This is a genomic window from Cedecea sp. P7760 (assembly GCF_013386425.1).
GTDB classification, from domain to species: domain Bacteria; phylum Pseudomonadota; class Gammaproteobacteria; order Enterobacterales; family Enterobacteriaceae; genus Cedecea; species Cedecea selenatireducens.
The window spans coordinates 80,258-90,745 of sequence record NZ_JACARU010000051.1; the positions used below are offsets into that span (position 1 = coordinate 80,258).

Annotated in this window: 10 protein-coding genes; 8 read left to right on the top strand and 2 right to left on the bottom strand. The window is 57.6% G+C overall.

Annotated elements, in window-relative coordinates; genetic code table 11:
* Nucleotides 1-121: 121 nt before the first annotated feature.
* A complete protein-coding gene (gene smrB / locus HX778_RS17700; RefSeq protein ID WP_038480719.1) occupies nt 122-673 on the bottom strand; it encodes an endonuclease SmrB in 552 nt (183 codons plus the stop codon).
* Nucleotides 674-846: 173 nt separating this feature from the next.
* Here smrB and prmB point away from each other — a divergent pair, with 173 nt between their 5' ends.
* The 6 genes from prmB (at nt 847) to HX778_RS17730 (ending at nt 5,446) form a co-directional block, all read left to right on the top strand.
* The gene (gene prmB / locus HX778_RS17705) at nt 847-1,779 is read left to right on the top strand and encodes a 50S ribosomal protein L3 N(5)-glutamine methyltransferase (protein WP_176982659.1); all 933 of its coding nucleotides are present in this window, start codon (nt 847-849) and stop codon (nt 1,777-1,779) included.
* An 86-nt stretch (nt 1,780-1,865) separates the two neighbouring features.
* The gene (gene aroC / locus HX778_RS17710) at nt 1,866-2,951 is read left to right on the top strand and encodes a chorismate synthase (RefSeq protein ID WP_038480724.1); all 1,086 of its coding nucleotides are present in this window, start codon (nt 1,866-1,868) and stop codon (nt 2,949-2,951) included.
* Between the two features lie 4 nt (nt 2,952-2,955).
* The gene (mepA, locus tag HX778_RS17715) at nt 2,956-3,780 is read left to right on the top strand and encodes a penicillin-insensitive murein endopeptidase (protein ID WP_176982660.1); all 825 of its coding nucleotides are present in this window, start codon (nt 2,956-2,958) and stop codon (nt 3,778-3,780) included.
* Nucleotides 3,781-4,578, top strand: a complete 798-nt coding sequence (locus tag HX778_RS17720) for a sulfite exporter TauE/SafE family protein (RefSeq protein WP_038480730.1) — start codon at nt 3,781-3,783, stop codon at nt 4,576-4,578.
* A gap of 16 nt (nt 4,579-4,594) precedes the next feature.
* Nucleotides 4,595-5,143, top strand: coding sequence for an elongation factor P hydroxylase (locus HX778_RS17725; RefSeq protein ID WP_038483315.1), 549 nt, complete (start codon nt 4,595-4,597; stop codon nt 5,141-5,143).
* Between the two features lie 27 nt (nt 5,144-5,170).
* The gene (locus tag HX778_RS17730; protein WP_038480733.1) at nt 5,171-5,446 is read left to right on the top strand and encodes a YfcL family protein; all 276 of its coding nucleotides are present in this window, start codon (nt 5,171-5,173) and stop codon (nt 5,444-5,446) included.
* Nucleotides 5,447-5,523: 77 nt separating this feature from the next.
* Here HX778_RS17730 and mnmC read toward each other — a convergent pair whose 3' ends face one another.
* Nucleotides 5,524-7,524 (bottom strand): bifunctional tRNA (5-methylaminomethyl-2-thiouridine)(34)-methyltransferase MnmD/FAD-dependent 5-carboxymethylaminomethyl-2-thiouridine(34) oxidoreductase MnmC, encoded by a 2,001-nt coding sequence (gene mnmC, locus HX778_RS17735; RefSeq protein ID WP_176982661.1) that lies wholly within the window; start codon nt 7,522-7,524, stop codon nt 5,524-5,526.
* Nucleotides 7,525-7,682: 158 nt separating this feature from the next.
* Between mnmC and fabB the strand changes: the two genes are divergently transcribed.
* On the top strand, nt 7,683-8,900 hold the full coding sequence (fabB, locus tag HX778_RS17740) for a beta-ketoacyl-ACP synthase I (protein ID WP_038480738.1): 1,218 nt from the start codon (nt 7,683-7,685) through the stop codon (nt 8,898-8,900).
* A gap of 225 nt (nt 8,901-9,125) precedes the next feature.
* Nucleotides 9,126-10,307 carry an MFS transporter gene (locus tag HX778_RS17745; RefSeq protein WP_038480741.1) on the top strand — a complete coding sequence of 394 codons (1,182 nt, stop codon included), beginning with the start codon at nt 9,126-9,128 and terminating at the stop codon, nt 10,305-10,307.
* Nucleotides 10,308-10,488: the final 181 nt, after the last annotated feature.

The following is a 10,488-nucleotide window of genomic DNA, read 5'->3' on the forward strand; positions in this document are numbered from 1 at the left end:
ATTGAGAATTTTTCCCCTCACCCTAACCCTCTCCCCAAGGGGGAGAGGGGACTGTTCCCGATCGCTTTCCCCCTCTCCCTCCGGGAGAGGGCCGGGGTGAGGGGAATCTTTCACGCCGAATTTACGGCAGCTCCGGCGGCTGCCACTCTTCAATTTCTATTAGCACCAGCAGCGCGGCATCGCCGCCGTACTCTTTCGGTGCCTGGTGAAACGCGACAATATGCGGATGCTGCGCCAGCCACAGCGGCGTTTGTTGCTTGAGAACGTGTTTACCGTGGCCGTGCATGACGCAGGCGCAAAATACATGTTCACGGCGACAGGCGGCAATCAGCGCCCCCAGCTCCTGTTTTGCCTGAAGCTGCGTCAGACCGTGCAAATCAAGAAACAACTCCGGGGAATAGTCACCGCGACGCAGTTTCTTCAGCTCAAAATGGCTCACACCTTCACGCACATAGCGCATTGGCCCTTCGGTCGCCAGGCGCGGCTGAAACTCATCCGAAAAATAGTGGCTGGCATCGGCCTGTTCCTGTAGCAGGCGTTTTACCGGGACTTCCGTTATTTTTTTACGTACCGGGCGGTGAACAATCGTATCCTGAGCCAGTTTTTTGGTGCCGCTCATCAGGCCGCGAAAAAGCGCCTCGTCTTCGGAACTGAGCGGTGATTTCTTTTTCATGTATATCTCATCTCGCATTCGCTTTGTCGCCAGTTTACCCGCTTTCCCCATCGGCAATAAAGAAAACGCAAATTTCACCGCCTCCCGGCGTCGATGGGTGCTGATTTGTCGCCTCCTTCATGGCAAACTAGCCGATTATTATTGAACTAGCGTGAGTCGCCTGCGGAGGGCACGTGGATAAAATTTTCGTCGATGAGGCAGTAAACGAGCTGCATACCATTCAGGATATGCTGCGCTGGTCGGTCAGCCGCTTTAGCGCCGCCAACATCTGGTATGGGCACGGCACCGACAATCCATGGGATGAAGCCGTTCAGCTGGTTCTGCCAAGTCTTTACCTGCCGCTTGATATTCCTGAAGATATGCGTACCGCGCGCCTGACGCCAAGCGAGCGTCACCGTATCGTTGAGCGTGTGATTCGCCGCGTAAACGAGCGTATTCCGGTTGCTTATCTGACGAATAAAGCCTGGTTCTGCGGCCACGAGTTCTACGTTGACGAACGCGTTTTGGTCCCGCGTTCCCCAATTGGTGAGCTGATCAATAACCGCTTTGCCGGGATGATCGATCACGAGCCGCAGCATATTCTTGATATGTGCACCGGCAGCGGCTGTATCGGCATCGCCTGCGCCTATGAATTCCCGAATGCGGAAGTAGATATCGTTGATATTTCCCCTGAAGCTATCGCCGTGGCCGAGCAGAACATTTCCGAACACGGTATGGACCACAACGTCACGCCGATTCGCTCTGACCTGTTCCGTGACCTGCCTAAAGTGCAGTACGACGTGATTGTGACAAACCCGCCGTACGTTGATGAAGAAGACATGGCCGACCTGCCGGGTGAATATCACTTTGAACCAGAGCTGGGGCTGGCGGCCGGAAGCGATGGCCTGAAGCTGGCTCGCCGCATCCTGGCCTGCGCGCCGGACTACCTGGCCGACGGCGGGATCCTGATTTGTGAAGTAGGGAACAGCATGGTGCACCTGATGGATCAATATCCAGAGGTGCCGTTCACCTGGCTTGAGTTCGATAACGGCGGCGACGGCGTGTTTATGCTGACCAAAGCGCAGTTGATCGAGGCTCGCGAGCACTTCAGCATCTACAAAGATTAATTGCCGCACGTAAACGAGTCTTCGGGCTCGTTTTACTTCCCGCGCACAACACAACAACGACAACGGTGATTCAGTAAGGAGCCGTGATGGCTGGTAACAGTATTGGACAGGTTTTTCGCGTAACGACATTTGGTGAATCCCACGGCATCGCGCTGGGCTGCATTGTTGACGGCGTTCCGCCGGGCATCCCGCTGACCGAAGCCGACCTGCAGCACGATCTCGATCGCCGCCGCCCGGGCACCTCGCGTTACACCACCCAGCGCCGTGAGCCTGACCAGGTAAAAATTCTCTCCGGCGTGTTTGAAGGCGTAACGACCGGTACAAGTATCGGCCTGCTTATCGAAAACACCGATCAGCGCTCCCAGGATTACAGCGCCATCAAAGACGTGTTCCGTCCGGGGCACGCGGATTACACCTACGAACAAAAATATGGCCTGCGCGACTATCGCGGTGGCGGCCGTTCTTCCGCGCGTGAAACCGCCATGCGTGTGGCAGCGGGCGCGATTGCCAAGAAATACCTTGAGCAGAAATTCGGCATTAAAATTCGCGGCTGCATGACGCAGATGGGCGATATTCCGCTGGAAATCAAAGACTGGGATCAGGTAGAGCAGAACCCGTTCTTCTGCCCGGATCCGGATAAAATTGAAGCGCTGGACGAGCTGATGCGTGGCCTGAAAAAAGAGGGCGACTCTATCGGCGCGAAGATAACGGTTGTCGCCGACAACGTGCCGCCGGGCCTCGGCGAGCCGGTCTTTGACCGTCTGGACGCGGACATTGCCCACGCGCTGATGAGCATCAACGCGGTGAAAGGCGTGGAGATTGGAGAAGGCTTCGGCGTGGTGAACCTGCGCGGCAGCCAGAACCGGGACGAAATTACTCAACAGGGTTTCCAGAGCAACCACGCGGGCGGCATTCTGGGCGGCATCAGCAGCGGCCAGCAGATTGTGGCGAATATGGCCCTGAAGCCGACTTCCAGCATTACCGTGCCGGGCAAAACGATTAATCGCGAAGGCGAAGAAGTGGAAATGATCACCCGTGGTCGTCACGATCCGTGCGTGGGGATCCGCGCCGTGCCGATCGCCGAGGCGATGCTGGCCATCGTGCTAATGGATCACCTGCTGCGCCAGCGCGCCCAGAACGCTGACGTTTCTTCCCCGCTGCCTCGCTGGTAAGACGATGAAAAAACTCCTGATCGGGATGCTGGCGCTGGCCGCCAGCGCTCAGGCTTTAGCGGCTACGCCGTGGCAAAAAATCGACCATCCGATTGCCGGTAGCGCACAGTCTATAGGCGCGTTTTCCAACGGCTGTATCGTGGGGGCGCACGCTTTGCCGCTTGAGGACGCCCGCTATCAGGTGATGCGGCCGGATCAGCGTCGCTATTTTGGGCACCCCGATCTGGTGATGTTTATTCAGCGCCTGAGTAATCAGGTAAATCAGCTTGGCCTTGGCACGGTGCTGATAGGCGATATGGGCATGGCGGCGGGCGGGCGTTTTAACTCCGGGCACGCCAGCCACCAGACCGGACTTGATGTCGATATTTTCCTGCAACTGCCAAAAGCTCGCTGGACGTCGGCGCAGCTGCTGCGCCCGCAGGCGTTGGACCTGGTCGCCGCCGACGGTAAGCGCGTAGTGCCGTCGCTGTGGAAGCCGGAAATCGACAGCCTGATTAAGCTTGCGGCCAAAGATAATGAGGTCACGCGTATCTTTGTGAACCCTGCCATCAAGCAGCGGCTTTGCGAAGATGCCGGGGCTGACCGGGACTGGCTGCGTAAGGTACGTCCGTGGTTTGCCCACCGCGCCCATATGCACGTACGTTTGCGCTGCCCGGCTAACAGCCTCGAGTGCGAAGATCAGCCTCTGCCTCCTCCGGGAGACGGCTGCGGTGCCGAGCTGCAAAGCTGGTTCGCGCCGCCTGCACCGGGCAGCACGCCACCGAAAAAGACAACGCCACCGCCGCTACCCGCCTCCTGTCAGGCATTACTGGATGAGCACGTTCTCTAAATGGAATGGTTTATGGTTTCCCCGTCGCTGCTGGTGGCGCTGTTTTTTGTCGCCATGCTGGCCGGGTTTATTGATGCTCTTGCAGGCGGCGGTGGGCTGCTGACGGTTCCGGCCTTGCTGGCTGCGGGGATGTCCCCGGCGCAGGCGCTGGCGACCAACAAACTTCAGGCCTGCGGCGGGTCGGTTTCTGCCTCGCTCTATTTCATTCGGCGTAAGGTGGTCAGCCTTGCCGATCAGAAACTCAATATTCTGATGACCTTTATCGGCTCCACCTGCGGTGCGCTGCTGGTGCAGCACGTGAAGTCCGATATCCTGCGTCAGATCCTGCCGCTGCTGATTATCGGCATCGGGCTTTATTTTCTGCTGATGCCAAAGCTGGGTGAAGAAGACCGCCAGCGCCGCCTGTATGGCCTGCCGTTTGCGCTAGTCGCCGGCGGCTGCGTAGGTTTTTATGACGGCTTCTTCGGCCCCGGCGCCGGGTCGTTTTACGCACTCGCCTTCGTGACGCTGTGTGGCTTCAACCTCGCCAAATCTACCGCCCACGCCAAAGTGCTTAACGCCACGTCAAACCTCGGTGGGCTGCTGCTGTTTATTATTGGCGGCAAGGTGATTTGGGGTACCGGCCTTGTGATGATGGCCGGGCAATTTTTAGGGGCGAGGGTGGGTTCACGCCTCGTATTGAGTAAAGGGCAGCAGCTTATTCGTCCGATGATCGTCGTGGTTTCGGCGGTGATGAGCGCCAGGCTGCTGTATGACAGCCACGGACCGGAAATCCTCCACTGGTTAGGGATAGCCTGAAATGAATAACGTAACAATGAGCAAACAGCACCATTATCAGGAGCTGATCGACGTGTTCGATAGCTGCTTCCTGGTCGAGTTTAATACCCGCCTGATCAAGGGCGACGACGAGCCCATCTATCTGCCCGCGGACAACGAACTGCCGTACAACCGTATCGTCTTTGCGCACGGCTACTACGCCAGCGGAATGCATGAAATTTCTCACTGGTGCGTGGCCGGTAAAGAGCGCCGCAAGCTGGTGGACTTCGGCTACTGGTATTGCCCGGACGGGCGCGACGCTGAGACCCAGGGCAAGTTTGAAGACGTGGAAGTGAAGCCGCAGGCGCTGGAATGGATGCTCAGCACCGCCGCGGGCTTCCCGTTTAACGTCAGCTGCGACAACCTGAGCGGCGATTTTGAGCCTGACCGTATTGCTTTCCAGCGTCGGGTTCATGCTCAGGTTATGACTTATCTGAAAGAGGGGATCCCTGAGCGTCCGGCACGTCTGATTGACGCGCTAAGGGCGTATTATGGCACCCCTGCGCTTGATGCCGGGCAGTTTGCCTGGCCAGAAGACCTAAACTAAAAATCACCTGTATGAAGAGGATGTATGATGATCGCGGAATTTGAGTCACGTATTTTGGCGTTGATTGATGAGATGGTGGAGCACGCCAGTGACGACGACCTGTTTGCCAGCGGTTATCTGCGTGGGCACCTTACTCTGGCCGTGGCCGAACTGGAAAACGGTGACGAGCATAAGCCAGAAGCGCTGCACGTCGTAGTGACCGACAGCCTGCAAAAGGCAATCCAGGCGGGTGAGCTTTCGCCTCGCGATCAGGCGCTGGTGCTGGGCATGTGGGATACGCTTTTCGAGAAGGCTAAGTTCTAAGACTGCCTCTTCCCCAGACCCTCTCCCCAAAAGGGAGAGGGGATAAAAGCTTCACAGAGGGGCTTATGAGGGGAAAATCATTTCACCGCTTTGCCTTTCAACAATTTCCTCACCCAAAGCCGGTTAGGGTTCAAGGCCGCGAGCGTGACGGCATCCAGCGGAATAGGTTCTTCGCTCATCTGCGCCGCCAGAATCTCTGAGGCCAGCGGCGCGCTGCACAGCCCGCGAGAACCCAGTGCTCCCAGCATATAAAGGTTGTTGTACACCGGAGACGGTGCCGCATTTTCACGATCCTCAGCAAGCCCTGCGTATTGCTCCAGTGTGGCTTCATAATCCGGAACGCTACCTACCATTGGTAGATGATCGCGTGAAGCGCAGCGCACGCCACAGCGGGCTTCGTTCGCTGAAACGTCCACTTCTTTTGCCCATTCGGCGTTCGGCAGGCAGTCCAGCAGCCGCTGGCGATTATGCTGCTGATCTTCTTCGTTCCAGGTCATCTCTTCCCGGCCGCGATGATAGCTGGCGCCGATGCAGTGATGCTGGTTCTGTGGATTAACCGGCGTCAGATAACCGTCATAGCACAGGACCTGGCGAAGCTGGCTTAACCCCGGCGTGGTTGGAATATGGCTGACCTGGCCGCCCACTGAATAAACCGGCAGATTTTGCGTTTGCGTAAACCGGCTGATTTGATGGCCGTTGGCCAGCACCACCGAGCCGTGTTGAACCGCTTCCTGCTGAGCAAACTCTATCTTCCAGCCGCCGTTATCGGGCGTTAAGCCGGTAGCCTGATGTCCATAGCGGATTTTCAATCCCTGCTGCCCGGCCAGTTCCAGCGCCCCGGCCGTAAGCTGCGCCGGGTAGAGCCAGCCGCCCAGCGGATAGCTAATCCCGCCGCACTGCGTGTCCACGCCACAGGTTTTCTCCACGGTTTCGGCATCTACCGCCGTGGCCAGTAGCTCGGGCAGGCCAAGAGCGAGCATTTGCTCGATTTTATGGGCGCTTTTTTCATCCCAGGCGAGCTGGGTTACGCCACACCAGTCATGGTCAAACGCTACCGGAAGGGCGTCATACAGGCGTCGTGAAAAGGTGAATGCAGCCGGGAAAAAGGTCGTCAGCGCGGCATCATGTGCGGTAAGCAGAGGGTAAAGTGCGCCCTGGCGGTTGCCGGAAGCTCCCTGAGCCGGTGCCTCGTCTTCACAATACAGCGTCACCTGCCAGCCTCGACGCAGCAGCGCAAGAGAGAGCAGCGCGCTGGCTATTCCGCCGCCGATAATGGCGGTTTCGCGTTCGGGCGTGCCGGGGCGGGAGTACCACGGTGTGCGAGCTGGGGTTTCAACCGGTTCTTGCAGCGACCCGACGAGCATCTCGCGTTTGCGGCCAAACCCTTTGCTTCGTGTCACGGTAAAGCCTGCTTCTATCAGCCCACGACGAACAAAGCCGGCGGAGGTAAAGGTCGCCAGCGTGCCGCCGGGGCGAGCCATGCGAACCATGGCCTGGAAGAGCTGAGGCGTCCACATATCCGGGTTTTTCGAGGGCGCGAAGCCGTCAAGGAACCAGGCATCTACCTGCTGATTCAGCGTGTCATCCAACTGAGATATCAGCTCGTTAATATCCCCCAACCACAGGTCCAGCGTAATGCGCCCGTTGTCCAGCAGCAGGCGGTGGCAGCCGGGCACAGGCTGCGGCCACTGTTGCTGAAGCTCGGCGGCGAAGCGGCTCAGTTCCGGCCAGTGCTGATGGGCTAGCGCGAGATCGGGGGTGGTGAGGGGGAATTTTTCAAAACTGATAAAATGCAGCCGTTTTAAGCAGGCATCCTCACGTTTCACACAAAATTCATCGAACGCTTGCCATAAAGTCAAAAAGTTAAGGCCGGTACCAAAACCACTTTCGGCGACCACAAAAAGCGGTCTTTCGTGGGTTGCAAAGCGTTCGGGAAGATGGTTTCCGCCGAGGAAGACGTAACGCGTCTCTTCCAGCCCGTTATCGTTAGAGAAGTAAACGTCGTCAAAATCTCGGGATACAGGTGTACCTTCTTCGTTGAAACCGAGGTTGGCGGATTGTATAGGGGAATGTTTCACGTAAGTTGCTCGTGTGGCAGGCAGTGGCTCGATCATAACGGGGCGAGCGGAGCGGCGCAAATTTCCGCATAATTTGGCTGATCGGACTTGTTCGGCGTACAACTGTACGCTATTGTGCCACACGAAATCCTACATAGTGCAGTGAACGAGGTATTTGAATGAAACGTGCAGTGATTACTGGCCTGGGCATTGTATCCAGCATTGGTAATAACCAGCAGGAAGTCCTGGCATCTCTGCGAGAAGGACGCTCCGGGATCACTTTCTCGGAAGAGTTTAAAGAAGCGGGAATGCGGAGCCACATTTGGGGTAACGTCAAGCTGGATACCACCGGGTTGATTGACCGTAAAGTGGTTCGTTTCATGAACGATGCCTCTATCTATGCCTATCTTTCTATGCGTGAGGCCATCGCTGATGCTGGCCTGAGCGAAGAGGTTTATCAGAATAACCCACGCGTTGGCCTGATTGCAGGCTCCGGCGGTTCTTCTAAAGCGCAGGTCTTTGGTGCTGACGCCATGCGTAGCCCACGTGGCCTGAAAGCGGTGGGTCCGTACGTTGTGACCAAAGCGATGGGCTCCGCGGTTTCCGCCTGCCTCGCCACACCGTTCAAAATCCACGGCGTGAACTACTCTATCAGCTCTGCCTGTGCGACTTCCGCACACTGTATCGGCAACGCGGTAGAGCAAATTCAGCTGGGCAAACAGGACATCGTTTTTGCCGGCGGCGGCGAAGAGCTGGGCTGGGAAATGGCCTGTGAGTTCGATGCGATGGGCGCGCTGTCCACCAAATATAACGAAACCCCGGAAAAAGCTTCCCGTACCTATGACACGCACCGTGACGGCTTCATCATCGCTGGCGGCGGCGGCATGGTTGTGGTTGAAGAGCTGGAGCACGCTCTGGCACGTGGCGCACATATCTACGCTGAAATCGTTGGCTACGGCGCAACGTCCGATGGCGCAGACATGGTTGCTCCATCAGGTGAAGGCGCGGTGCGCTGCATGAAGATGGCGATGCATGGCGTTGATACCCCAATCGACTACCTGAACTCCCACGGGACTTCTACTCCGGTAGGCGACGTGAAAGAGCTGGGTGCGATTCGTGAAGTGTTCGCTGACCATAGCCCGGCCATTTCCGCGACCAAAGCAATGACCGGTCACTCTCTGGGTGCTGCGGGCGTGCAGGAAGCTATCTATTCTCTGCTGATGCTGGAGCACGGCTTCATCGCGCCAAGCATTAACGTCGAAGAGCTGGACGAGCAGGCTGCTGGCCTGAACATCGTTACCAAACCTACCGATGCGAAGCTGACCACCGTGATGTCCAACAGCTTCGGCTTCGGCGGCACTAACGCCACGCTGGTCATGCGCAAGCTGAACGCTTAATCAAAGCGATTGATTCAGAATGGGGTGCCTTCGGGTGCCCTATTTTTTTGTCTATTCCTCTGCATTGACAGCCGGTTGGCCGGCAGGCACTATGCATTCCCCTCCATTATCATTTTGATAATGCGTAAGCGTTTAACGTTAACCAACGCACCCTATAATCTGAACACTCAGAGGAAAGGGCGCGGGTTGAGTTGCGCCTTGCTCTGAATTTATGGAGTAAGCAGTATGTCTGCGGTACCTGAGACCACCCTTAAAACGTCGAAGTCGGCGAATACATCGCTATTCAGAATTACCTTTGCGGTATTTCTTACCTATATGACGGTTGGCCTGCCGCTGCCCGTTATCCCGCTTTTTGTTCACCAGCAGCTTGGCTACGGCAACATGATGGTTGGCGTGGCGGTGGGCATTCAGTTTCTTGCCACCGTATTAACCCGAGGCTATGCCGGACGGCTGGCTGACCAGATGGGTGCCAAACGCTCCGTCCTGCAGGGGATGTTTGCCTGTGGGCTGGCGGGCGTAGCCTACTTGCTCGCCGCGCTGCTGCCTGTCGATGCGGCCGTAAAGTTTGGCCTGCTGATCGTGGGGCGGCTGATCCTCGGCTTTGGTGAAAGCCAACTGCTGACCGGGAACCTGACCTGGGGGTTAGGCCTGGTTGGGCCGGGACGCTCCGGCAAGGTGATGTCCTGGAACGGGATGGCGATTTACGGTGCGCTGGCCGCCGGGGCGCCGCTTGGTCTGATGCTCAACGCCCAGTGGGGTTTTGTGGCATTGGGCGTGACGACCATTGCTCTGCCGCTGATTGGCCTGCTGTTTAATAGTACCGTGCAGCCTGTTCCTGCCCATAAAGGCGAGCGGCCTTCGCTGTTTACCGTTGTCGGGCTTATCTGGCAGCCGGGGCTCGGGCTGGCGCTGCAGGGCGTTGGTTTCGCGGTTATTGGTACTTTTGTTTCGCTCTATTTTGCCGCAAACGGCTGGGCTCATGCAGGCTTCACCCTAACGGCTTTCGGCGGCGCGTTTGTTCTGGTGCGCGTGCTGTTTGGCTGGATGCCTGACCGCTACGGCGGCGTGCGCGTGGCGCTGTTCTCCCTGGCCGTTGAAACGGTGGGCTTGCTGCTTCTTTGGCATGCGCCTGGTGCCTGGACCGCGTTGCTGGGTGCAGCGCTGACGGGTTGCGGCTGCTCGCTGATTTTCCCGGCGCTGGGCGTGGAAGTGGTTAAGCGCGTTCCGCCTCAGGTTCGTGGCACTGCCCTGGGCGGCTATGCGGCATTCCAGGATATTTCATACGGCATCACCGGGCCACTGACGGGCATTCTGGCCACTTCCATGGGCTATTCGTCGGTGTTTATGGCGGGGGCGATTTCTGCGGTTCTGGGGATTGCCGTGACGCTGGTGGCGTTCAGGAAGTAGGTTGGTTTAGTCCTGTCATCGTCACAAATATCCACGATGATGTAGGATTTGCTAATGTTCCGTTCACTTCCAATCCTGTTTCATATGTTGCCACCGCACCGGTGAACGTGTCCGGGGGATAACGCCATCCCCCGGACAGCCCCGGCGCCCGGCAAGCTCATCGCCGCTGAAGCGGTAAACC

Bases quoted from the DNA above. Each gene is read 5' to 3' on its own strand.
- smrB (WP_038480719.1), bottom strand. From the start codon at position 673: ATGAAAAAGAAATCACCGCTCAGTTCCGAAGACGAGGCGCTTTTTCGC.
- aroC (WP_038480724.1), top strand. From the start codon at position 1,866: ATGGCTGGTAACAGTATTGGACAGGTTTTTCGCGTAACGACATTTGGT.
- mepA (WP_176982660.1), top strand. From the start codon at position 2,956: ATGAAAAAACTCCTGATCGGGATGCTGGCGCTGGCCGCCAGCGCTCAG.
- HX778_RS17720 (WP_038480730.1), top strand. From the start codon at position 3,781: ATGGAATGGTTTATGGTTTCCCCGTCGCTGCTGGTGGCGCTGTTTTTT.
- HX778_RS17725 (WP_038483315.1), top strand. From the start codon at position 4,595: ATGAGCAAACAGCACCATTATCAGGAGCTGATCGACGTGTTCGATAGC.
- HX778_RS17730 (WP_038480733.1), top strand. From the start codon at position 5,171: ATGATCGCGGAATTTGAGTCACGTATTTTGGCGTTGATTGATGAGATG.
- fabB (WP_038480738.1), top strand. From the start codon at position 7,683: ATGAAACGTGCAGTGATTACTGGCCTGGGCATTGTATCCAGCATTGGT.
- HX778_RS17745 (WP_038480741.1), top strand. From the start codon at position 9,126: ATGTCTGCGGTACCTGAGACCACCCTTAAAACGTCGAAGTCGGCGAAT.